This window comes from Streptomyces sp. NPDC020875, assembly GCF_040641415.1.
Taxonomy (GTDB): domain Bacteria; phylum Actinomycetota; class Actinomycetes; order Streptomycetales; family Streptomycetaceae; genus Streptomyces.
In genome coordinates, this window is sequence record NZ_JBFADP010000026.1 from 42,497 (window position 1) to 63,182 (window position 20,686).

The 20,686-nt window shown below is 71.4% G+C and carries 23 protein-coding genes and 1 riboswitch; of the genes, 13 read left to right on the plus strand and 10 right to left on the minus strand.

The window, feature by feature from the left end:
• The first annotated feature begins 20 nt into the window (after nucleotides 1-20).
• Nucleotides 21-650 carry a DUF2867 domain-containing protein gene (locus AB0G74_RS17100; protein WP_361146578.1) on the plus strand — a complete coding sequence of 210 codons (630 nt, stop codon included), beginning with the start codon at nucleotides 21-23 and terminating at the stop codon, nucleotides 648-650.
• 161 nt (nucleotides 651-811) lie between these two features.
• Here the strand turns inward: AB0G74_RS17100 and AB0G74_RS17105 are convergent, their stop codons facing one another.
• Complete coding sequence (locus tag AB0G74_RS17105; RefSeq protein WP_361146581.1) at nucleotides 812-1,186, minus strand: cupin domain-containing protein; 375 nt, start codon at nucleotides 1,184-1,186, stop codon at nucleotides 812-814.
• Between the two features lie 71 nt (nucleotides 1,187-1,257).
• Here AB0G74_RS17105 and AB0G74_RS17110 point away from each other — a divergent pair, with 71 nt between their 5' ends.
• The gene (locus tag AB0G74_RS17110; RefSeq protein WP_361146584.1) at nucleotides 1,258-2,217 is read left to right on the plus strand and encodes a helix-turn-helix domain-containing protein; all 960 of its coding nucleotides are present in this window, start codon (nucleotides 1,258-1,260) and stop codon (nucleotides 2,215-2,217) included.
• A gap of 45 nt (nucleotides 2,218-2,262) precedes the next feature.
• Here the strand turns inward: AB0G74_RS17110 and AB0G74_RS17115 are convergent, their stop codons facing one another.
• From AB0G74_RS17115 to AB0G74_RS17130, 4 genes are all read right to left on the minus strand, one after another.
• Nucleotides 2,263-2,640, minus strand: a complete 378-nt coding sequence (locus tag AB0G74_RS17115; protein WP_361146587.1) for a DUF397 domain-containing protein — start codon at nucleotides 2,638-2,640, stop codon at nucleotides 2,263-2,265.
• Complete coding sequence (locus AB0G74_RS17120; RefSeq protein ID WP_361146590.1) at nucleotides 2,616-3,464, minus strand: helix-turn-helix transcriptional regulator; 849 nt, start codon at nucleotides 3,462-3,464, stop codon at nucleotides 2,616-2,618. The genes AB0G74_RS17115 and AB0G74_RS17120 overlap by 25 nt, the downstream gene beginning before the upstream one ends.
• A gap of 298 nt (nucleotides 3,465-3,762) precedes the next feature.
• Nucleotides 3,763-4,056: a DUF397 domain-containing protein gene (locus AB0G74_RS17125; protein ID WP_361146592.1), complete on the minus strand. Its 294-nt coding sequence runs from the start codon at nucleotides 4,054-4,056 to the stop codon at nucleotides 3,763-3,765.
• Nucleotides 4,032-4,880: a helix-turn-helix transcriptional regulator gene (locus AB0G74_RS17130; RefSeq protein WP_361146595.1), complete on the minus strand. Its 849-nt coding sequence runs from the start codon at nucleotides 4,878-4,880 to the stop codon at nucleotides 4,032-4,034. The genes AB0G74_RS17125 and AB0G74_RS17130 overlap by 25 nt, the downstream gene beginning before the upstream one ends.
• A gap of 178 nt (nucleotides 4,881-5,058) precedes the next feature.
• Here AB0G74_RS17130 and AB0G74_RS17135 point away from each other — a divergent pair, with 178 nt between their 5' ends.
• The 3 genes from AB0G74_RS17135 (at nucleotide 5,059) to AB0G74_RS17145 (ending at nucleotide 5,973) form a co-directional block, all read left to right on the plus strand.
• Nucleotides 5,059-5,283, plus strand: coding sequence for a hypothetical protein (locus tag AB0G74_RS17135; protein WP_361146598.1), 225 nt, complete (start codon nucleotides 5,059-5,061; stop codon nucleotides 5,281-5,283).
• On the plus strand, nucleotides 5,280-5,546 hold the full coding sequence (locus tag AB0G74_RS17140) for a hypothetical protein (protein ID WP_361146601.1): 267 nt from the start codon (nucleotides 5,280-5,282) through the stop codon (nucleotides 5,544-5,546). Before AB0G74_RS17135 ends, AB0G74_RS17140 begins: the two co-directional genes overlap by 4 nt.
• 211 nt (nucleotides 5,547-5,757) lie before the next feature.
• On the plus strand, nucleotides 5,758-5,973 hold the full coding sequence (locus AB0G74_RS17145) for a hypothetical protein (protein WP_361146603.1): 216 nt from the start codon (nucleotides 5,758-5,760) through the stop codon (nucleotides 5,971-5,973).
• A 23-nt stretch (nucleotides 5,974-5,996) separates the two neighbouring features.
• On the opposite strand, the gene AB0G74_RS17150 is transcribed toward AB0G74_RS17145, so the two are convergent.
• On the minus strand, nucleotides 5,997-6,929 hold the full coding sequence (locus AB0G74_RS17150; protein ID WP_361146606.1) for a sugar isomerase: 933 nt from the start codon (nucleotides 6,927-6,929) through the stop codon (nucleotides 5,997-5,999).
• Nucleotides 6,930-7,307: 378 nt separating this feature from the next.
• Between AB0G74_RS17150 and AB0G74_RS17155 the strand changes: the two genes are divergently transcribed.
• The 3 genes from AB0G74_RS17155 (at nucleotide 7,308) to otsB (ending at nucleotide 9,932) form a co-directional block, all read left to right on the plus strand.
• Nucleotides 7,308-8,624 carry an extracellular solute-binding protein gene (locus AB0G74_RS17155; RefSeq protein ID WP_361146609.1) on the plus strand — a complete coding sequence of 439 codons (1,317 nt, stop codon included), beginning with the start codon at nucleotides 7,308-7,310 and terminating at the stop codon, nucleotides 8,622-8,624.
• An 86-nt stretch (nucleotides 8,625-8,710) separates the two neighbouring features.
• On the plus strand, nucleotides 8,711-9,019 hold the full coding sequence (locus AB0G74_RS17160) for a DUF3263 domain-containing protein (RefSeq protein WP_361146612.1): 309 nt from the start codon (nucleotides 8,711-8,713) through the stop codon (nucleotides 9,017-9,019).
• Nucleotides 9,020-9,029: 10 nt separating this feature from the next.
• Nucleotides 9,030-9,932 (plus strand): trehalose-phosphatase, encoded by a 903-nt coding sequence (gene otsB, locus AB0G74_RS17165; protein ID WP_361146616.1) that lies wholly within the window; start codon nucleotides 9,030-9,032, stop codon nucleotides 9,930-9,932.
• Between the two features lie 400 nt (nucleotides 9,933-10,332).
• Here the strand turns inward: otsB and AB0G74_RS17170 are convergent, their stop codons facing one another.
• The 3 genes from AB0G74_RS17170 to AB0G74_RS17180 are packed head-to-tail and all read right to left on the minus strand — an operon-like array spanning nucleotide 10,333 to nucleotide 13,382.
• On the minus strand, nucleotides 10,333-11,775 hold the full coding sequence (locus tag AB0G74_RS17170) for a trehalose-6-phosphate synthase (protein WP_361146619.1): 1,443 nt from the start codon (nucleotides 11,773-11,775) through the stop codon (nucleotides 10,333-10,335).
• Between the two features lie 29 nt (nucleotides 11,776-11,804).
• Nucleotides 11,805-12,392 (minus strand): hypothetical protein, encoded by a 588-nt coding sequence (locus AB0G74_RS17175; RefSeq protein ID WP_361146622.1) that lies wholly within the window; start codon nucleotides 12,390-12,392, stop codon nucleotides 11,805-11,807.
• Between the two features lie 39 nt (nucleotides 12,393-12,431).
• Complete coding sequence (locus AB0G74_RS17180) at nucleotides 12,432-13,382, minus strand: glucosyl-3-phosphoglycerate synthase (RefSeq protein ID WP_361146624.1); 951 nt, start codon at nucleotides 13,380-13,382, stop codon at nucleotides 12,432-12,434.
• A gap of 212 nt (nucleotides 13,383-13,594) precedes the next feature.
• Nucleotides 13,595-13,759, plus strand: a riboswitch (SAM riboswitch).
• Nucleotides 13,760-13,776: 17 nt separating this feature from the next.
• Here AB0G74_RS17180 and thrC point away from each other — a divergent pair.
• The 4 genes from thrC to groL all read left to right on the plus strand — a co-directional run bounded on the left by thrC (nucleotide 13,777) and on the right by groL (nucleotide 18,175).
• A complete protein-coding gene (gene thrC, locus AB0G74_RS17185) occupies nucleotides 13,777-15,084 on the plus strand; it encodes a threonine synthase (protein WP_361146627.1) in 1,308 nt (435 codons plus the stop codon).
• Between the two features lie 163 nt (nucleotides 15,085-15,247).
• The gene (locus AB0G74_RS17190; protein ID WP_361146630.1) at nucleotides 15,248-15,526 is read left to right on the plus strand and encodes a MoaD/ThiS family protein; all 279 of its coding nucleotides are present in this window, start codon (nucleotides 15,248-15,250) and stop codon (nucleotides 15,524-15,526) included.
• Between the two features lie 479 nt (nucleotides 15,527-16,005).
• Entirely contained in the window at nucleotides 16,006-16,209 is a 204-nt protein-coding gene (locus AB0G74_RS17195; RefSeq protein ID WP_005315736.1) for a cold-shock protein, read from the plus strand.
• 343 nt (nucleotides 16,210-16,552) lie between these two features.
• Nucleotides 16,553-18,175, plus strand: coding sequence for a chaperonin GroEL (groL, locus tag AB0G74_RS17200; RefSeq protein ID WP_006348513.1), 1,623 nt, complete (start codon nucleotides 16,553-16,555; stop codon nucleotides 18,173-18,175).
• Between the two features lie 322 nt (nucleotides 18,176-18,497).
• Here groL and AB0G74_RS17205 read toward each other — a convergent pair whose 3' ends face one another.
• Nucleotides 18,498-18,692, minus strand: a complete 195-nt coding sequence (locus AB0G74_RS17205; protein WP_361146634.1) for a hypothetical protein — start codon at nucleotides 18,690-18,692, stop codon at nucleotides 18,498-18,500.
• A 115-nt stretch (nucleotides 18,693-18,807) separates the two neighbouring features.
• On the opposite strand from AB0G74_RS17205, the gene AB0G74_RS17210 reads away from it, so the two are divergent.
• Entirely contained in the window at nucleotides 18,808-20,367 is a 1,560-nt protein-coding gene (locus tag AB0G74_RS17210; RefSeq protein ID WP_361146637.1) for an alpha/beta hydrolase, read from the plus strand.
• The last annotated feature ends 319 nt before the right edge of the window (nucleotides 20,368-20,686 follow it).

A 20,686-nucleotide genomic window follows, 5' to 3' on the forward strand; every position in this document is an offset into this window, starting at 1 on the left:
TAGATCCCGGGGGAGAGAACATGCGGCTGCCCGCGAGCGCGCACACCGGACGCCCCTGGCGGGTCCACGCCATCGCCGGGGACTTCGCCCTCGCGGACGTCTGGCGGCTGCCGACGCCCGGCGGTCCGGACGATCTGATCCATCTCGTACGACAGTTCTCCGGCACCGCCCCCCGCACGGGAGGGGCGGCGCCGGAACAGTCGTCCTCGCCGTTCGCGCACCCGGTGGCGGCTACCCTGCTCGGGCTGCGCTGGAAGCTGGGCGCGCTGCTGGGCTGGGACGGGCCCGGTACGGGGATCGGGGCCCGCGTACCGTCGCTCCGCGAGCGGCTGCCGGACGATCTGCGCGACGGGCCCCGGGGTCCGGACGCCCGGCCGATCCCGTTCCGTTCGGTCTACACGACCCGGGACGAGTGGCTGGCGGAGATCGCCAACCGGACGGTCCACGCGGCGCTGCACCTGGGCTGGGTGCCCGACGGCTCCGGCGGATATCACGCGCAGATGGCCGTCCTGGTGAAGCCCAACGGCCGCTTCGGGCGGGCCTATCTGGCGGGTATCAAGCCGTTCCGCCGGTTCGGTGTCTATCCCGCGATGTTCGAGGCGGCGGGCCGCCGCTGGCAGGAGACGGCGGCCCTGCGCGCGACCGACTGACCGGCCAACCGGCTGGCCGGCTGACCGATCAACTCACCGACCGGCCGAGCCGCTGACCGGCCGCCCGACCGGCCGAGAGCCACGAGCCGCGGTCCCTGGAGTCACGGGGGTGCTCCAGGGGCCGCTCCCCCGTACCGCGCCCCGAGAACCGGCGGCGCCCGTCAGCCCGCCGGGTAGAACACGAAGATCTCGCACCCCGTCGCCGTCTGCGGGATGTGCGACGACCCCGCCGGGGCGTGGATGAAGCTCCCCGCCGGATAGTCCCGTTCGCCGTCGTTGAAGACCCCGGAGATGACGTACACCTCCTCGGGTCCGGGGGCGTGGACGTCGATGCCCTCCCACCGGGAGCCGGGGTCCATCTCCAGTACCTGCGCGCTCGCCCCGCCTTCGCCGCGCCACAGCGGGCGCTGCCGGATCCCGGGGAAGAGTTCGTTGACGGGCGCGTCGGCCACCGCCGACCAGACATAGCCGGGACCGGCGTACGCCCGCCCCTGCTCCTGATGCTCCTGCTTCTGTTCCTGCTGTTCTGTGGTCATACGGTTCAGCCTCGCCGCCGTCCGCCGTCCGGCCGAGTGTCTCGAATGACATGCTGCGGTACTTTCCTGCCATGCATCGCGTCGCGGCCCTCGCCCATCCGCCGCAGTCGACCTTCGAACTCTCCTGCGCCGCAGAGGTGTTCGGGGTCGTACGCCCCGGCATCCCGACCCGCTACGAGTTCATGGTCTGCGCGGAACGCCCGGGGCCGGTCGCGACCATCGCCGGTTACGACATGCTCGTGCCGGACGGCCTGGACGCGCTGGACTGGGCGGACACCGTCGTCGTGCCCGGCTGGCTGCCGATCGGCCGGCCGCCGTCCCCGCAGGTCGTACGGGCCCTGCGCCGGGCCCACACCCGGGGTGCCCGGATCGTCAGCATCTGCTCCGGCGCGTTCGTCCTCGCGTACGCCGGTCTGCTCGACGGCCGCCGCGCGACCACGCACTGGGGGCAGGCGGAGGAGTTCGCGGCACGCTTCCCCGCCGTACGCCTCGATCCGGACGTCCTCTACGTCGACCACGGCGACGTCGCCACGAGCGCGGGTTCGGGCGCCGGGATCGACCTCTGTCTCCATCTGGTCCGCCAGGACCACGGCGCCCGGCACGCGGCCCGGATCGCCCGCAACATGGTGATGCCCCCGCACCGGGAGGGCGGCCAGCTCCAGTACGCGGCCCCGCCCGGCCCGGCCGACTTCGACGGCACGCTGGCCCCGCTCCTGGAGTGGGCGGTGACCCGGATCGGGGACCCGGACCCGGTGGACCTCGCGGACCTGGCCGACCACGCGGGCGTCTCCGTCCGCACGCTGGCCCGCCGCTTCACCGAACAGCTCGGTACGAGCCCCGGCCGCTGGCTGCTCGCCCAGCGCATCGCCCTCGCCCGGGAACTCCTGGAGACCACGGATCTCCCGCTGGAGACGGTGGCCCGCCGGGCGGGGCTCTCCTCGGCGACCAATCTCCGCCGCCGCTTCGTCTCGGCCCTCGGTACGACCCCGGGGGCGTACCGGCGGGCGTTCCGCGCGGCGACCCCGCGATAGAGGTCCGCGACAGGGGTTCGCGACGGGAGCCCCCGCGAGGATCAGTCAGAGAGGCAGGGATCCCGTCCTGATCGCGGTGACGAAGGCGGACCAGTCGGCCGCCGGGAAGATCAGGAAGGGGCCGTCGGGGGACTTGCTGTCGCGGACCGGGACCACCGGGGCCGGGACGGCGGGGGCGATCTCCACGCAGGCGCCGCCGTCGGGGTTGCTGTAGCTGCTCTTGTGCCAGGCGGCCGTCGTCGCCAGGAAGTCGGCGGTGACCTCAAGGCACTGGCCGCCGTCCGGGTTGCTGTGGCTGCTCTTGAACCAGGTCGCGGCGGTCAGGAGGTCGTCGGAGACCTCCACGCACTCGCCGCCGTCGGGGTTGCTGTGGCTGCTCTTGCGCCAGGTGAGGGCGGTTACGTCGATGACGTGGTGTCGCATGACATCTCCTCCAGCTTCCGCAGGATGAACGTCCGCGACTCGCCGGGCGACAGGGCGAGGTCGCGTACCGAATCGTAGGCGAACCAGAGGCGGTTCACGGCGGACCGCTCCTCCACCAGATAGCCCGCGTAGCCGGTCTCCACCCATGCGACCGTCGTGTCCTCGGGGGAGCGCAGGAACATCGTGTCCGTGTTCGTCAGGCCGTGGATGCCCTCCGCCTGGCGAAGTACCTGGACACTGACGTTCGGCAGATCACTCATCGCCAGCAGGTGTTCCAACTGGCGGCGCCAGGCGCCCGGATCGTTCAGCGGGGTCGTCAGGACCGCCTCGGACAGGATCGTCCGAAAATGCGTGTCCCCGTCCAGCGTCAGCAGTTCCGCCCGGCTGACCCGGGCCTCCACCTGCTGGTCGAGATCCTGGCCCGAGATGCCGCCCGCGGTGAGGACCTCGGTGGCGTACTCCTTCGTCTGGAGCAGTCCCGGCAGCAGACCCACGGCGAAGTGCCACATGTTCACGGCGAGTGCCTCCAGCAGCATGTACCTGCGGTACTGCGGTTTGAACTGGCTGGGGTCGGCGAGCGCCAGTTCCCAGAGGGCCGTCAGTCCGCCTTTCGTCCCGTAGTGCTGGTCCAGCGCTTCGGCGACGTCCGCGCCGCCCAGGCTCTCCCCTTTCTCCAACCGCCCGAACAGGGCCCAGTCCCAGCCCAGCGCGTCGCCGAGCTGACGCAGCGTTTCGCCTCTCTCGGCGCGCAGGATGCGGAGTTCCTCCGCGAAACGTTGGCGGGGGGACTGACTGCGTCCCGAGGTCGCTTTCCTCGACGGCATGACGCTCCCTTCGGGGAGAGTGGGGGGTGCGCCGGATCGGCACGGCACCGAGGGGTGTGCAGTGCGTACGCCCCCCGATGCCCTCCCATTCTCATGCCGCGAGACACACGGAACGTCACGCGACACCCGTTTGCCGCACCATCAAATGGGGGAAAATGGGGATCCCGGCGTTGCGGAGCGCGACAAATGTGCGCCGAGCACATATGACCCCCGAACAGACGACCGCGAGCCGGTGGCAGGGGCTGCCACCGGCTCGCGGGTACGACGGAAACGCGTTCGGTCGTTGGGTCAGGATCGGTCAGGAGGGGAGCGAGCCCCTCTTCACGGCGGTGACGAACGAGGACCAGTCGGCGGCCGGGAAGACCAGGACCGGGCCGTCGGGGGTCTTGCTGTCACGGACGGGGACCACGGCGGGGACATTCGCCGCGACCTCGACGCACTCGCCGCCGTCGGAGTTGCTGTAGCTGCTCTTGAACCAGTCGGCGGTGGTCAGGAGATCGTCGGAGACCTCCAGGCAGGCGCCGCCGTCCTGGTTGCTGTAGCTGCTCTTGCGCCAGGTGACCGTACTCAGGTCGATGATGGGGCGTCGCACGACACTTCCTCCAACATCCGCAGTATGAAAGTCCGTGACTCGGCCGGGGACAGCGCCAAGTCGCGTACCGCATCGTATGCGAGCTGGAGCCGTTCGACGTCCTTGGTGGACTCAACCAGGGAACCCGAGTAACCGGTTTCGACCCAGGCGATAGTCCTCGCGTCCGAGGTGCGGAGAAACATCGTGTCGGTGTTGGTCAGACCGTGCAGTCCGGATGCCAGGGGTATCACCTGCACGATGATGTTGCGCCGTTCCCCCATGGTCATCAGGTGCTGCAACTGTCGCCGCCACTCTGCCAGGTTCATCAACCGTGTTCGAAGAACGGCCTCGGACAGGATCGTTCGAAAGCGGGGAGCGCCGTCCCCCGTCAGCAGGGCCGCTCGGCCCGCTCGCGCCTCTACCTGTCGGCTCAGCGCCTCACCTTCGAGGCCACCGGCGGCGAGCAGCTCGGAGGCGAACCCCTTGGTCTGCAACAGACCATGAATGGTGCTGACACCGTAATGCCAGAGGCCGACCGCCTCGGCCTCCAAAGCCATGTACCGCCGGTACTGCTCCTTGAACTGCGTCGGATCCCCCAACGCCAGTTCCCATAAGGCGAGCAGTCCGCCCCGCATCCCGTAGTACTGGTCCAACGCGATCGCGACCTCGGGGCCACCGATCGTCTCGCCGTTCTCCATCTTGCCGAACAGCGACCAGTCCCAGCCCAGCCGGTCGGCCAGCTTGCGCAGGCTCTCGCCGGACTCGGTCCGCAGGGACCGCAACTCCTCGGCGAACCGCTGGCGGGGAGATTGACTGCGGCCGGTCGTCGCTTTCCTGGTGGGCATGAAGCCCCCCTTCGAACGATGTGGAAGTTACTCCCGGACTGTGGAAGTAGCCCCCATAAACGTTGTCGCTCGCAAGGTCCGGGCCCAAGCTCGGTGACGCTCGGGACACGCACAGTAGCCCAACTCCCGTATGACATACAGGCAAACGGGGGAAATATCTGGATTGGAGCGACCGCTCATGGCGACGGAGAAGATCAGGCAGGCGGAGGAGGCGTGCGACACCCTCGGCGAGGCGCTGGCGCTCGCCGGGGTTCGGCTGCCGTCACTCGGCGTCGACCCGTGTACGTACGCCGAGTTCGATCCCGTACCGCTCGTCCAGCTGGGACGGGTGCGGCCCGATGTGGCGCTGGCCCTCGCCGCCGTCGTCGAGCGGGGGACGGCGAGGGCGGCGGACCCGGCGTGACCGGGCCCGTCTCGTCCGCCGCCCGGTTCCCCTGGCGTGACGTATGGCCCGCGCCCGCCAGGACCGGGGACGGGAACGACTGGCTGACCGGTGGGTGCTGGCTCTACTGCGGGCGGCGGGAGGTGCCGGTGCTGTGGGTGGGGTCCGTGCATACCCCCGGCGCGATCGGGGAGCTGTACGCCTGCGGCGGCTGTCTCACCGAGATCGCGCTGCGCGTCCGCCGTCAGGCCCTGGCCCGGGACGCCGCGTACGCGGGCGTCTGAACGCGCGAACGCACGCACCCGGCGACGAACAGAACCAGTGGACCCCCGCGACGCTGCAACGTCCGGGGGCACGGCCCATCAGCCGACTCTCGAACAAGGAGCTGACGAACGTGAGGGACATTAGCCGGGACACGAAGGCGTGTCCGGACGTTTTCCGGATTACGGCCGGACCCCGCCCCGTGGCCGGACCCCGACGGCCAGGATCCGGCCGGTGACCGGCGAGGGGCTGACCCAGCCGCCCCCGCCCGCGCGGACCGCGATCTGCTGCCGGTGCGGCCGGCCGACGTACGCGCCCGTCGCCGTGCGGTACGTCGGCCCGGGCGACGGGCGGGCAGCCGCGCAGGGGACCACGGTCTACGCCTGTCCCCTCTGCGCCCCGATACTGGCACCGGGGCCGATCCCCGACGAGATGCCGGAACTCTGCTGATAACCGGCCCCGGGCCATGTCTCTCAGCTCAGGATCACGCTCCGGGACAGGTTCCGGGGGCGGTCGGGGTCGTACCCCTTCGACTCCGCGAGGGTGACCGCGAGGCGCTGGACGCGGATCAGGTCGGCCAGCGGGTCGCAGGGCGCGTTGGCGACCAGCGTGCCGCCGACCTCGGCGACATCGGCCGCCAGGCCCTCGGGGAGCGGGCCGAAGGCCCAGGTCACGCGGCCGGGGGCGGTGATGGAGATGGGGCCGTGGCGGTACTCCATCGCGGGGTACGCCTCCGTCCAGGCTCCCGCCGCCTCGCGCATCTTCAGCGCCGCCTCCTGGGCCAGGCCGTAGGTCCAGCCCCGGCCGAGGAAGGTCCACTGCTCGGCGGCGACGACGGCCTCCGGCAGGGGCTCGGTGAGGGCGAGTTCGGCGTCGACCGCCGCGTCGGCGACGGACTTGACGCCGAGGGCGGCGGGGAGTTCGCCGAGCCCGGCGCGGAGGAACGCCAGGGCCGTGGTGGCGAACCGGGTCTGCACCACGGACTCCTCGTCCGCCCAGTCCAGCACGGCGACGGTGTCCGCCGCCGCCATCACCGGGGTGTCCGGGTCGGCGGTGAGGGCCAGCGTCGGGATGCGGCCCGCGACCGCGCCCAGGAGGTCCAGGACCTCCGTCGTCGTACCGGAGCGGGTGATCGCCACGATCCGGTCGTACGAACGGCCCACCGGGAACTCGGAGGAGGCGAAGGCGTCGGTCTCGCCGAGGCCCGCCGCCTCGCGCAGGGCGGCGTAGGCGATCGCCATGAACCACGACGTGCCGCAGCCGGTGACGGCGACCCGCTCCCCCGGTGCCGGGAAGCCGCCGAAGGCCGCCGCCGCCTCGGCGGCCCGGCGCCACGACGCGGGCTGGGTCGCCGCCTCGGCGGCGGTCCGGGAAGGGGTCGCGGAGTGCGTGGGCGTACGGGACATGCGTCGGGCTCCTTGAGCTTGAGTGCTGTCGGCTGATCCGGCCAGATCCACAGGAAACTCCTTAGCAGCAGGTCACCCCGGTCGGCAACGGCGCCCCCGTACCACGTCCCACCGGCCGAAATTGGTCTGGACCGGCGGGAGGAAGCAGTGATCGAGCCGTTGCCGAAAGGAGACCCCGTGGCATGGACCTCTGTGCGGAGTTGGTGAACAATCGCTCGAATTCCGGGCGTAGCCGCAGGGTTCGTGCTGTCCCCCACGGGACAACAGGAGGCGCCGGGACAGGCGCGCGAGCCGCGCGTACGGAAGACCCGCCGCACCGATCGTCCGGCGGGCTCCGGCGACCAGACGCTGACGCAGAAGCAGATTGGGACACCCTTCGTGCGACACCACCCCTTCCGACGCAGACCGCTCCGTTCCGCCGCGCCCGGATACGGGCGAATCGGGGCCGCCGCGGCGGCGTTCGGACTGACCGCGGCGACGCTCACCGGCTGCGGTTCCGACGGGGAGGAAGAGGTCACCCTCAGTCTCGTCGCCGCCGACTACGACGTCGACGGCGGCCAGAGCAGCCGGGCGTACTGGGACGGCCTCGTCACGGCGTTCGAGAAGAAGAACAAGGGCATCAAGGTCGACGTACGGATCGAGCCGTGGACCAATGTCGACCGTACGGTCCAGGAGATGGTCGACGCGGGCCAGGCACCCGATATCGCCCAGATCGGCGCCTACGCGGACTACGCCGCCGAGGACAAGCTGTACGACGTCGACCAGCTGCTCTCGCTCGGCACGATGACCAACTTCCTGCGGCCCCTCGCGGTCGCCGGTGAGCACCGGCGCACCCAGTACGGGATGCCGTTCGTCGCCTCCACCCGGCTGCTCTTCTACAACAAGAAGCTCTTCGACGAGGCCGGGATCGAGGAGCCGCCGAAGACCTGGGACGAGCTGCGGGACGCGGCCGAGCGGCTCAAGGACAACACCAAGGCGGTCTATCCGTACGCGCTGCCGCTCGGGCCCGAGGAGGCCCAGGCCGAGACCCTGAACTGGATGATCAGCGCCGGAGACTCGTACACCGTGGCCGGATCCGGCTACACCATCAACTCCGAGCGGAACGTCTCCACCGTGAAGTGGGTGAAGGAGAACCTGGTCGACAAGGAGCTGACCGGGCCCGTCACCCCCGGCCAGCTCAACCGGAAGGACGCCTTCGCGGCCTTCGCCCGGGGCGAGGTCGGCATGCTCAACGGGCATCCGTCGCTGCTGCGGATCGCCGACAAGGCCGGGATCGAGATGGGTACGGTGGCGATCCCCGGGCCCGACGGGAAGCCGCAGCACGCGATGGGCGTCGCCGACTGGGTCATGGCGTTCAAGGAGAACGGGAACCGGGCCGAGATCGGGAAGTTCCTCGACTTCCTCTACACCGACGAGAACGTGATGGCCTTCGCCGCGCAGAACAATCTGCTGCCGGTGACGACGAGCGCGTTCGACGCGATGCGGGAGGACCCTGAGTACAAGGAGCTGAAGGGCTTCCTCGACGAGCTGCCGGACTCCGTACTCCCGCCGGTCGGCAAGACGTCCTGGGCGTCGGTGAGCGCCGACCTGAAGAAGAACATGGGGCGCGCGGTGGCACCGGGCGGGAACCCCAAGGCGATCCTGGACGGGATCGACAAGAAGGCGGAGGAAGCGGAGCGGGCGGAGGAGGAGTAGCCCGCCGCCCGGAGGGGCCCGGGGGCCCGAGGGCCCGGGGGGAGCGCGGCGGGCGGGTGTCGGTGGCGGCGCCTATGTTGGACGGTATGACCGATGCCGACGAGGTGAACGCCGCCGCCGGGAGCGACGGGGACTCCGAGGGCTCCGGGGGCGGTACGGGGCGTACCGCCCGTGAGCTGACCGACCGCGACCGGGCCGTACTCGCCATGGAACGGCGCTCCTGGGCCGGACCCGGCGCCAAGGAACGAGCCGTCCGGGAGGATCTGGGCATGTCGCCCGTCCGCTACTACCAGCTGCTCAACGCCCTCCTGGACGACGAACGGGCCCTGGCGCACGATCCGGTCACCGTCAACCGGCTCCGGCGGGTGAGAGACGGGAAACGCGAGCGCCGATAGGGTCGGGGGCATGGGCAGCTCTCCGCACTCCCCGGACGCTTCAACGTCATCCGCACGCGGGCTCCCGGAGCCGTCGACGCCCGCCGGGCGGGACGGACTCGCCGCGTTGCTGGCCCGGCCCGAGAAGGCCGTGATCGCACTCGACTTCGACGGCACGCTCGCCGAGATCGTCCCCGACCCCGAACAGGCCAGGGCCCACCCAGGCGCCGTCCCCGCCCTCTCCCGGCTCGCGCCACGCGTCGGCCATGTCGCCGTGGTCACCGGCCGCCCGGCGGGCGTGGCGGTCCGGTACGGCGGCTTCGCCGGAGTCGAGGCCCTCGCGCACCTCGTCGTACTCGGCCACTACGGCGCCGAACGGTGGGACGCCGTCAGCAGTACGGTCCACACCCCGGCGCCGCACCCCGGAGTCGCGGCCGTCCGGGCGGAACTCCCCGGCTGCCTCGACCGGCACGGGGCATGGCGGGGCACCTGGATCGAGGAGAAGGGGCAGGCCGTCGCCGTCCACACCCGGCGGGCCGAGGACCCGGCGGCGGCGTTCGAAGCGCTCCGGGAACCCCTGGCGGCGCTGGCCGCCCGGCACGGCCTGGTCCTCGAACCCGGCCGGATGGTCCTCGAACTCCGGCCGCCCGGCATGGACAAGGGGGTCGCCCTCGCGGAATACGTCCGCGAGGTCGGCGCCGAGACGGTCCTCTACGCGGGCGACGACCTGGGCGATCTCCCGGCGTACGCGGCGGTGGAGAAGCTGCGGTCGGACGGGCTGGCGGGCGTGCTGGTGTGCAGCGGCAGTGCGGAGGTCACGGAGCTGGCCGACCGCGCGGACGTCCTCCTCTCCGGCCCGCCGGAGGTCGTCGCCTTCCTGGACGCGCTCGCGACGCGGCTCTCTCCCGGGGCCGCCGCGCCGTCTCCCTCCTGATCCTGGCGATCCCGGGCCGCGCGCCCGGCGGCCTGGTGTTGTCGGCGGTCTGCGGCCCGCCTGTGGCTTGTCGCGCAGTTCCCCGCGCCCCTAGGTTGCCCTCCTGACCGCCCTCGTAGGGAGGCGGCCCCCTTTTTCAGGGGCGGTGCGGTGGAGAGCATTTAGGGGCGCGGGGAACTGCGCGACCAGCCAGCCACGGTCCGCGGACCGCGAACAACATCAGGTCGCCGGGCGCGGCCCGGGTCCGTGGGCCTCACCCGGAGGGCCAAGGCTCTGGGGGTCCCCCCATCGCCGAGGCATAGGTTGGGGGTCCCCCCATTGCCGAAGGCATAGGGGGCGGAACTGCGCGAGCAACCACCGACGGGGCGCGGGCGACACTCCAGGGTCATGAGGGGCGGGGTTACTCGGGGGTCAGGGCCTCCAGTTGGTCGAGGAACCAGCGGGTCGGGGGGAGGGCCGTGGCCGCCGACGCGAGGCGGGCCGTACGGTCGGCGCGGACCTCCGGCGGGAGCGTCAGGGCCTCGTGCAGCGCCGCCGCCGTGGCGATCACGTCGTACGGGTTCACCACCACCGCGTCCGCGCCCAGTTCCTCGTAGGCGCCCGCCTCGCGGGAGAGGACCAGCACGCAGCCCGCGTCGGAGACGACGGGGATCTCCTTGGCGACGAGGTTCATGCCGTCGCGGATGGGGTTGACGAGGGCCACGTCGGCGAGGCGGTACGCCGCGAGGGAGCGGGCGAAGTCGTCCTTGACGTGGAGGACGACGGGCGTCCAGCCGGGGACCCCGTACTCCTCGTTGATCGCGTCGGCGAGCCGCTGGACCTCGGCCGTGTAGTCGCGGTAGACCGCGAGGTCCTGCCGGGACGGGTAGGCGAAGGCGATGTGGACGACGCGTTCGCGCCATTCGGGGCGGTTCGCCAGCAGACGACGGTAGGCGAGGAGTCCTCGGACGATGTTCTTCGACAGCTCCGTGCGATCGACCCGGACGATCGTCTTCCGGTCGTCGCCGCCGATCTGTTCGCGCAGGGCGGCCAGGCGTTCGTCCACATCGGGCCGGTGGGCCCGTTCGCGCAGGAAGTCGGCGTCGGCGCCGAGGCCGTGGACCCCGATCCGGGTGCCTTTGAGGGCGTCGGGGCCCAGGATCTCCGTACAGCAGGCGGTGAAGGCGTCGGCCCAGCGGCGGGTGAGGAAGCAGGTGCGGTCGGCGCCGGTGAGTCCGCGCAGCAGTTGTTCGGCGATGTCGTCGGGGAGCAGCCGGAAGTAGTCGGGCGGGGCCCACGGGGTGTGGGTGAAGTGGCCGATCCGCAGGTCGGGGCGGAGTTCGCGGAGGAGTCCGGGGACGAGGGCGAGGTGGTAGTCCTGGACGAGGACGGCCGCCCCGTCGGCGGCCCGTTCGGCGAGGGCTTCGGCGAAGGCCCGGTTGTACGTCTCGTACGCCCGCCACCGCCGCCGGAACTCGTCGTCGAAGACGGGCTCCAGCGGCGTCTGGTAGAGCATGTGGTGGACGAACCAGAGGACCGAGTTGGCGATGCCGTTGTACGCGTCGGCGTGAATGTCCGGATCGATGTCCAGCATCAGGACGCCGTCCTCGGCGATACCGCGCCGGACGGCCTCGCGGTCGCCGTCGCCGAGGGCGGAGCAGACCCAGAGGGAGTCGTCGCGGGCGCCGATGGCGGAGAGCCCGGAGACGACGCCCCCGCCGCCCCGTTTGGCGTCCAGTTCGCCGTCGTCGCGGAGGGTGTACGAGACGGGCCCCCGGTTGGAGGCGACGAGAACCCGGGCGCGGGCGGGCTCGGGAGCGGGGGCGTGGGCGTCGGCCGGGCCGGCCGGGGGCTGGGGGACCATGGTGTGGCCTTAGCCGTCCGCGCGCCGGGTCAAACGTCCGTTCGGCCGTCGTGGCGCGGTTCACGCCGTCCGCGTACGGCGGCGACGGCGACCACTCCGGCGGCGGCGAGGGCGACTCCGAGGCCGCCGAGCAGCCAGAGGCGTTCGGGTCCTTCGTCCCGGCCGGTGGGAGCGAGGGTGGGGGCGTGTCCGGGCGCTTCGGGCAGCCCGGCGGCGACGGCTCCGGGCGCGGGCGCGGCTCCGGCGGTCGCGTACGCGGGCGCCGCGCCGGTCACCGTCCCGCCGGAACCGCTCACGGCGGCCCGCTCCGGCCCGCCGGGCGCACCCGGGGGCGCCCCGGCCTGGGGTGCCGCCGCGCCCGCGACGGCCGCGACGACCAGGACCAGGAGGGCGAGCAGTCCGGCGAGGCGCAGGGCCCGGCGGCGGCGCCGGGGCGGGGCGCCCCGGCTCCCCCGGCGTACGGGTGGCCTCCGGTACGGCGTCCGGCCGCGCGGGATGCGGGCTACGCGCGGCGTACGGGGCGGCCGGGCCGAACCGGGCACGGCGGCGGGGGCGGGGGCGGGCGCGGGTACGCCCGACGACGGATACCGGGGCTGGGCAATGCGGGCATAAACCATACATAGGATATTCAGCCCCGCTTACCCGAAAAGTGTGGCTTATGCGGCGCGACGCGCCGCATACTCACCGATCTCGCGCATCGGCGGACGCTCCACGGTGTCCACCTCGTGGGTCACCGGCACGAACCCCCGCTCCCCCCGGTCGAACTGGGTCAGCGACGGCCGGACCAAATGTCCCCGGGAGAGTCGCAGTTGCGCCGTACGGTAGATCGCCGCCGCCATCCGGCCGAGCGCCCGGCCGTCCTGGTGGCGGTGTTTGCGGGAGCCCACGTCCACCTGGGCCAGCGCGTCCAGGCCCACCGCGTGCAGCGCGTCGACCAGCAGCGCCAGCTCCACCCCGTAGCCCACGGGGAACGGCAGCCGCTCCAGCAGGGAGCGGCGGGCCGCGTACTCCCCGCCCAGCGGCTGGACGAACCCGGCCAGCGCCGGCCAGTGCAGATTGAGCAGCGGCCGGGCCACCAGCTCGGTCACCCGGCCGCCCTGCCCCGGGGTCTCCCCCAGCGGGCGGTCGTACATCGCCTTGACGAACTGCACATCGGGGTCGGTCAGCAGCGGTCCGACGATCCCGGAGACGAAGTCCGCCGAGAAGTCCCGCAGATCCGCGTCGACGAAGCAGACGATGTCGCCCCGGGTCACCATCAGGGACCGCCACAGCACCTCGCCCTTGCCGGGCAGGGCCGGTATCCGGGGCAGGATCGCGTCCCGGTGCACCACCCGCGCGCCCGCCGCCGCCGCGACCTCCGCCGTCCGGTCGGTCGAGCCGGAGTCGATCACCACCAGCTCGTCGACGAGCGGGATCCGCTCCATCAGCTCACGGCGGATGACGGTGACGATGTCCCCGACCGTGGCCTCCTCGTCGAGCGCGGGCAGTACGACGCTCACCGTCGGTGACGGGTTGGCCGACCGCTTGGCGGCGAGCAGCCGGGACGGCGGACGGTCCGCCGCCGACCAGGAACGCGTCGCCAGCCAGCGCTCTACCTCTTCGAGCACGTGCCCTACTCCTCAGTCACTCGTCGTCACTCGTCGTCACCGGCCACCGCCGGTCAGCCGCCCCGCCGGGCCCGCGCGAGGGGGCTCTGGCCGGGTATGTGATCCATCTCGCGGTACGGACGACTATCTCAACCCTCCGGACCTTCAGTTACAGTCTTGAACAACGCGTACGCCGGTCGCATGCCGGGGTACCGCGTCCCACAATCGAATACCGCTCATCCAGAGGGGCAGAGGGATACGGCCCGTTGAAGCCCCGGCAACCCTCCAGCCGGTCTCCGTCGCCACGGCGCGCACATCGCGTCGGCGCCGCGAGGCTCCCGGCTCGGGAAGGTGCCAAATCCGTCTCATGGCGAGATGCGCCATGAGGAAGATGAGGAGAAAGGGCCTCGCCTCCATGGCTGCGCAGACTGTCGCAAGCACCGCAAACACCACCACCGCCGACACCGCCCCGGTGGACCTCGGTACCGCCGTCGCCCTCTCCTGTCGTGAGTGCGGCGAGCGCACCCCCCTCGGCCCCGTCTTCGCCTGTGCCGCCTGCTTCGGCCCGCTGGAAGTGGCGTACGAGCTGCCCGCCGGTGACCCGGAGGCGCTGCGGAAGGCGATCGAGGCCGGACCCGAGAACATCTGGCGGTACGCGCCGCTGCTGCCCGTCCCCGCCGACGTGGCGACCAAGCCGAATCTGAACCCCGGCTTCACCCAGCTGATCAAGGCCGACCGGCTCGCCGCCGAACTGGGCGTCACCGGCGAGCTGTACGTGAAGGACGACTCCGGCAACCCGACCCACTCTTTCAAGGACCGGGTCGTCGCCATCGCCGTCGAGGCGGCCCGCGCCTTCGGCTTCACCACCCTCTCCTGCTCCTCCACCGGCAACCTCGCGGGCGCCGTCGGCGCCGCCGCCGCCCGGGCCGGATTCCGCTCCTGCGTCTTCATCCCGCACGACCTGGAGCAGGGCAAGGTCGTCATGGCCGCCGTCTACGGCGGCGACCTGGTCGGCATCGAGGGCACCTACGACGATGTGAACCGTTTCTGCTCCGAGCTGATCGGCGACCCGATCGGCGAGGGCTGGGGCTTCACCAACGTCAATCTGCGGCCGTACTACGCCGAGGGCTCCAAGACCCTGGCGTACGAGATCTGCGAGCAGCTCGGCTGGCGGATCCCGGACCAGATCGTCATCCCGGTCGCCTCCGGCTCCCAGCTCACCAAGATCGACAAGGGGCTCCGGGAGCTGATCGACCTCGGACTGGTCGAGGACAAGCCGTACCGGATCTTCGCCGCGCAGGCCGAGGGCTGCTCCCCGGTCTCCGCCGCCTTCAAGGCCGGACACGACGTGGTACGCCCCGTGAAGCCGGACACCATCGTCAAGTCGCTGGCCATCGGCAACCCGGCCGACGGGCCGTACGTCCTCGACATCGCCCGGCGCACCGGCGGCGCGGTGGAGGACGTCACCGACGAGCAGGTGGTCGAGGGGATCAAGCTGCTCGCCAGGACCGAGGGCGTCTTCGCCGAGACCGCGGGCGGGGTGACCGTGGGCGTGGCGAAGAAGCTGCTCGACGCCGGGGTGCTGGACCCGGCGCTGACCACCGTCGTCATCAACACCGGCGACGGGCTGAAGACGCTGGACGCGGTCTCCCCGACGACCGGCCCCACCGCCGTCATCCGGCCGAGCCTGGACGCGTTCCGCGAGGCGGGCCTGGCAGGCTGACGGTCCCCGGCCGGCCCCGACCCCTGTCGAGGGCCGGTCCGCGCCCGGTGCCGGGCCGATCCGCGTCGCCCCGGCACCGGGCCGACCGCCCCCGCCGGGCGACCCGTCCCACTCCCCCGTACCGCTCCCGTACCGCTCCCGTCCGAGGAAGGCTCCACCCACCATGAGCGTCAGCGTCCGCATCCCGACCATCCTGCGCACCTACACCGGCGGAAAGGCCGAGGTGGCCGCCGAGGGCGCCACCCTCGCCGAGGTCATCGCCGACCTGGAGAAGAACCACACCGGGATCGCCGCCCGGGTCCTCGACCACCAGGGCAAGCTGCGCCGCTTCGTCAATGTCTACGTCAACGACGACGACGTCCGGTTCGAGCAGGGCCTGGAGACCGCCACGCCCGACGGCGCCGGGATCTCGATCATCCCCGCGGTGGCCGGCGGCTGCTGAACGCGCCGGGGGTACGCGCCCCGCGTGCTGCCGTGCGCCCCGAATACGGTCCGTGTCGTGAACGCCCCGGCATCTGACCCTGAGTAATGGGAATGGCCCCCTCCGTAAGAGATCCGGAGGGGGCCATTCTGCATGGTTGAGCACGCTAGAGTTGGGGAACGCCCCGCAATCCGGCATCAGTGGCCAGGTATGAGAATGCGCCCGGGCTCGATAAGAAGCAGCCAATGTCTGGCAACGCTCTGTCTCATAGGTTCCTTTTGTCCGGCCGGATTTGCCCCGGAATTCCATAAATTCAGGCCAATTACCCGATAGTAGCCTTCAGGATTTCTCGTCCGATTGACCTGTTGCAGAGGGCAGTTGTGCAGATACATTCAGCCGCGGTCGACGCGTTCCGGCGCACTCTGTGAGGTCCGGTGAGGTCTGACCCAGGGTCCGCGAGGTGCGGTCCTGTGCAAGGGCCAGTAATAGGGGAGTTAGGCATGGCTCAGGGCACCGTCAAGTGGTTCAACGCGGAGAAGGGCTACGGCTTCATCGCGGTCGACGGTGGTGCGGATGTTTTCGTCCACTACAGCGCGATTCAGATGGACGGCTACCGCACCCTGGAGGAGGGGCAGCGGGTCGAGTTCGAGATCTCGCAGGGTCAGAAGGGTCCGCAGGCCGACATGGTCAAGCTCGCGGTCTGACCGACCGTCCGCCGCGCGCACGCGTCACCGGCGCACGCACGCACTGAACAGGGTCCGCACCCCGGCTCGCCGGGGTGCGGACCCTCGCGTTTTCCCGCCCGCGCGCCCCCGGTAGCCCCTGGCTCGTACCCCCTTGCCCTATCCACAGGCGCTTGCACTCTGGGGGGTCGAGTGCTAATCATTGGCGTTAGCACTCTCCGGGTGAGAGTGCTACTGAAGGACCGAGTCGGTGAGGCTCGCCGACCGTGTGGCGCATGGAGCCGCACGGCCCGGCAGGCCGTCCGTCGCGGGCGCAGGCGCGGTCCGAATGAGCTTCCCACCCAGTCCGTGGAGGACACTTCACATGGCAAAGATCATCGCGTTCGACGAGGAGGCACGGCGCGGTCTCGAGCGCGGGATGAACCAGCTCGCCGACGCCGTCAAGGTCACCCTTGGCCCCAAGGGCCGTAACGTCGTCCTCGAGAAGAAGTGGGGCGCCCCCACGATCACCAACGATGGTGTTTCCATCGCCAAGGAGATCGAGCTCGAGGACCCGTACGAGAAGATCGGCGCCGAGCTGGTCAAGGAAGTCGCCAAGAAGACGGACGACGTCGCCGGTGACGGTACGACCACGGCCACCGTGCTCGCCCAGGCGCTGGTCCGCGAGGGCCTGCGCAACGTCGCCGCCGGTGCCAACCCGATGAGCCTGAAGCGCGGCATCGAGAAGGCCGTCGAGGCCGTCTCCGGTGCCCTCCTCGAGCAGGCCAAGGACGTGGAGACCAAGGAGCAGATCGCCTCCACCGCCTCCATCTCCGCCGGTGACACCCAGATCGGCGAGCTGATCGCCGAGGCCATGGACAAGGTCGGCAAGGAAGGCGTCATCACCGTCGAGGAGTCCCAGACCTTCGGTCTGGAGCTGGAGCTCACCGAGGGTATGCGCTTCGACAAGGGCTACATCTCGGCGTACTTCGCCACCGACATGGAGCGTATGGAGGCCGTCCTCGACGACCCGTACATCCTCGTCGTCAACTCCAAGATCTCCTCGGTCAAGGACCTGCTCCCGCTGCTGGAGAAGGTCATGCAGTCCGGCAAGGCGCTGCTGATCATCGCCGAGGACGTCGAGGCCGAGGCCCTGTCGACGCTGATCGTCAACAAGATCCGCGGCACCTTCAAGTCCGTCGCCGTCAAGGCTCCGGGCTTCGGCGACCGCCGCAAGGCGATGCTGAACGACATCGCCATCCTCACCGGCGGCACGGTCATCTCCGAGGAGGTCGGCCTCAAGCTGGAGAACGCCGGTCTCGACCTGCTGGGCCGCGCCCGCAAGGTGGTCATCACCAAGGACGAGACCACCATCGTCGACGGCGCCGGTGACAGCGACCAGGTCGCGGGCCGGGTCAACCAGATCCGCGCCGAGATCGAGAACTCCGACTCGGACTACGACCGCGAGAAGCTCCAGGAGCGTCTGGCGAAGCTGGCCGGCGGCGTGGCCGTGATCAAGGCCGGTGCCGCCACCGAGGTGGAGCTGAAGGAGCGCAAGCACCGCATCGAGGACGCCGTGCGCAACGCGAAGGCGGCCGTCGAGGAGGGCATCGTCGCCGGTGGTGGCGTGGCTCTGCTCCAGGCTTCCTCGGTCTTCGACAAGCTGGAGCTGGAGGGTGACGAGGCGACCGGCGCCAACGCCGTGAAGCTCGCCCTCGAGGCCCCGCTGAAGCAGATCGCGGTCAACGCCGGCCTCGAAGGCGGTGTCGTGGTGGAGAAGGTGCGCAACCTGACCCCCGGCCACGGTCTGAACGCCGCGTCCGGCGAGTACGTGGACATGATCGCCGAGGGCATCCTCGACCCGGCGAAGGTGACCCGCTCCGCGCTGCAGAACGCCGCGTCGATCGCCGCGCTGTTCCTCACCACCGAGGCCGTCATCGCCGACAAGCCGGAGAAGGCCGCCGCGGCCGCTCCGGGCGGCATGCCGGGCGGTGACATGGACTTCTGATCCCGGGATTCCCTCCCAGGATCGGTCGACCGGTCGTCCCGAAGGGCGGCACCCCTCTCCCAGGGGTGCCGCCCTTCGGCGTGTTCACGGCCATTCGGGGACACCCCGTCCCCCGGGCCGCCCGGCGGGAGCCGGACCGCCGGGGGGAAGTCCCGCCGCGGACCCCGGAGGAACCTCACCCGCGCCCCTTACGGGAGTACTGCCGGATTCCGCCCGGAATCCGGCCGGAATCCGCTCCGGGGCCGGCCCGTTTTCCGGTCGGCGGACCGGCCCGGCGGACCGGTCGGCACCCGGTCCGGCCGGTCCGGAAAGCCGTCGCGAATCAGGGCCCGAATGCCTGCCGCGAAAGGGCCGACGCCCGTCCGGCGATCCGTCCGGTGATCCGAACGGGAACCCGTTCGGCGATCGCGCGATGACCGGAATCGATCGGCTGGAAATCATCCTCCCGCTCGCCGTCGACCGGTAATCGATCCCCGAGTTTGGCCGAATTCCGCTGCGCCTGAGGAATGACCGCCACCGGATGCCATGGGACCCCAGGCATATACGACGCCGACTCCCGGGATGACTCGCGGCCGTCCCGCCGTCGGGCAGGGTCGTGGGTGTTCCGGAAACCCGGCGGAGGGAATTGTTCCGTGAAGGTGAGACGCCTGGCACCCGCCCTGGCGATAAGTGTGCTGACGACCCTGACCCCGGCGGTGGCCGTCGCCGCGCCGAATTCCGCCGGAGCGGATGCGGGACCCGGGGCGGGGGCGGGGGCGCTCCAGACGCGTACCGCCCAGGCGGCGACCGGGGCCGCGGCCGGACTCTCGGCCTGGCGGCCGTGCGGCGCCGACACACCCGCCGACTTCCGCTGCGCCACCCTGAAAGTGCCGCTGGACTACCGGAAACCGGACGGCGGGAAGATCGATATCGCCGTCTCCCGGATCCGGACCGCCGACCCCGCGAAACGCCGGGGCGTACTGCTGCTGAACCCCGGCGGGCCCGGCGGCGAGGGGCTCGGGCTGCCGGTCGCGTTCCGCCCGGAGCTGCCGAAGGCCGTACTCGACCGGTACGACCTGATCGGCTTCGACCCACGCGGCATCGGCCGATCCACCCCCCTGGGCTGCGGCCTCACCGAGACCGAGAGCATGTGGCCCACCCCGTACACCGCGCGGACCTTCCCCGCCGACGTGGCCCGCTCACGCGAGACGGCCGCCAAGTGCCGGACCGCGCACGGCGCCGCCCTGAAGCACTTCACCACCCGCAACACCGCCCGCGACATGGACCGGATCCGGGCCGCCCTCGGGGAGCGCGCGATCTCCTATCTGGGCTACTCCTACGGAACGTACCTGGGCGCCGTCTACACCCAGATGTTCCCGCGCCGCGCGGACCGGATGGTGCTCGACAGCGCCGTCGATCCGAAGCTGGCCTGGCGGGAGACGTTCCGGAAGTGGGCCCCGGAGGCCGAGTCCGCGTTCCGCCGTTGGACGGCGTGGGCGGCGGAGCGGGACGCCCGGTACGGATTCGGCGCCACCCCGGCGGCCGTCACCGACACCTTCTGGGACCTGGTCGCCCACGCCGACCGGACCCCGATCGACCTCGGCGCCGGACGCACCCTGAACGGCGACGGCGTCCGGGACGAGATGCGCGGCCTGTTCTTCCAGGCCACCGACGCCGCCGACGCCCTGGGCCTGCTGCGGGACGCCGCCGCCGGGAAACCCGTACCGCCGCTGCCGGAGGAACCGCCGCCGTCCGACAACGAGGCGTCGAGCCAGTTCGCGGTGTTGTGCGGGGACGCGGCCTGGCCCCGGAGCCCCGGGACGTACGCGCGGGACTCCGCCCGGGGCGCCGAACGGCACCCGCTGTACGGGGACTTCGCCTCCAACATCACCCCCTGCGCCTTCTGGGACCGGCCCGTCGAACCCCCGACGAAGGTCGACAACCGGGTCGGCGCGCTGATCCTCCAGAACGAATGGGACTCCCAGACCCCCCTCTCCACCGCCCTCGGCATGCGCCGGGCGCTCAAGGGCGCGCGAATGGTGACCGTCGACGAAGGCGAGGGGCACGGCGTCTACCTCTACGGCAACGCGTGCGCGGACGCGGTGGCGACGGAGTATCTGACGACGGGCCGCCTCCCGGCACGCGACACCACCTGCGCGGCCACCCCGGGGCCCCGGGTCGCGCCGTTCGCCCCGCGCGGCGACGCCTTCTGACGCACCCCGCGCGGCGACGCCTTCTCACGTACCCCGCGCGGCGACGCCTTCTCACGTAGCCAGCGCCCGGGAGCCTGATGTCGTCGACGGTCCGCCGACCGTGCGTGGCTTGTCTCGCAGTTCCCCGAGCCCCTAAATGCTCTCCCGAGCGCCGGTCCTGAAAAGGCGCCCTGCCTCTGGCAGGAGGCCGGTCTCTTTTCGAGGGCGTTCAGGAGGGCAACCAGGGGCTCGGGGAACTGCGAGACAAGCCACGGACGGGCCGCAGACCGCCGACAACGCCCGGTCTCCGGGCGAGACCCGGGTAGCCAGGCGAGACCTC

Bases quoted from the DNA above. Each gene is read 5' to 3' on its own strand.
- AB0G74_RS17100 (WP_361146578.1), top strand. From the start codon at position 21: ATGCGGCTGCCCGCGAGCGCGCACACCGGACGCCCCTGGCGGGTCCAC.
- AB0G74_RS17105 (WP_361146581.1), bottom strand. From the start codon at position 1,186: ATGACCACAGAACAGCAGGAACAGAAGCAGGAGCATCAGGAGCAGGGG.
- AB0G74_RS17110 (WP_361146584.1), top strand. From the start codon at position 1,258: ATGCATCGCGTCGCGGCCCTCGCCCATCCGCCGCAGTCGACCTTCGAA.
- AB0G74_RS17115 (WP_361146587.1), bottom strand. From the start codon at position 2,640: ATGCGACACCACGTCATCGACGTAACCGCCCTCACCTGGCGCAAGAGC.
- AB0G74_RS17120 (WP_361146590.1), bottom strand. From the start codon at position 3,464: ATGCCGTCGAGGAAAGCGACCTCGGGACGCAGTCAGTCCCCCCGCCAA.
- AB0G74_RS17130 (WP_361146595.1), bottom strand. From the start codon at position 4,880: ATGCCCACCAGGAAAGCGACGACCGGCCGCAGTCAATCTCCCCGCCAG.
- AB0G74_RS17135 (WP_361146598.1), top strand. From the start codon at position 5,059: ATGGCGACGGAGAAGATCAGGCAGGCGGAGGAGGCGTGCGACACCCTC.
- AB0G74_RS17150 (WP_361146606.1), bottom strand. From the start codon at position 6,929: ATGTCCCGTACGCCCACGCACTCCGCGACCCCTTCCCGGACCGCCGCC.
- AB0G74_RS17160 (WP_361146612.1), top strand. From the start codon at position 8,711: ATGACCGATGCCGACGAGGTGAACGCCGCCGCCGGGAGCGACGGGGAC.
- otsB (WP_361146616.1), top strand. From the start codon at position 9,030: ATGGGCAGCTCTCCGCACTCCCCGGACGCTTCAACGTCATCCGCACGC.
- AB0G74_RS17170 (WP_361146619.1), bottom strand. From the start codon at position 11,775: ATGGTCCCCCAGCCCCCGGCCGGCCCGGCCGACGCCCACGCCCCCGCT.
- AB0G74_RS17175 (WP_361146622.1), bottom strand. From the start codon at position 12,392: ATGGTTTATGCCCGCATTGCCCAGCCCCGGTATCCGTCGTCGGGCGTA.
- thrC (WP_361146627.1), top strand. From the start codon at position 13,777: ATGGCTGCGCAGACTGTCGCAAGCACCGCAAACACCACCACCGCCGAC.
- AB0G74_RS17190 (WP_361146630.1), top strand. From the start codon at position 15,248: ATGAGCGTCAGCGTCCGCATCCCGACCATCCTGCGCACCTACACCGGC.
- AB0G74_RS17195 (WP_005315736.1), top strand. From the start codon at position 16,006: ATGGCTCAGGGCACCGTCAAGTGGTTCAACGCGGAGAAGGGCTACGGC.
- groL (WP_006348513.1), top strand. From the start codon at position 16,553: ATGGCAAAGATCATCGCGTTCGACGAGGAGGCACGGCGCGGTCTCGAG.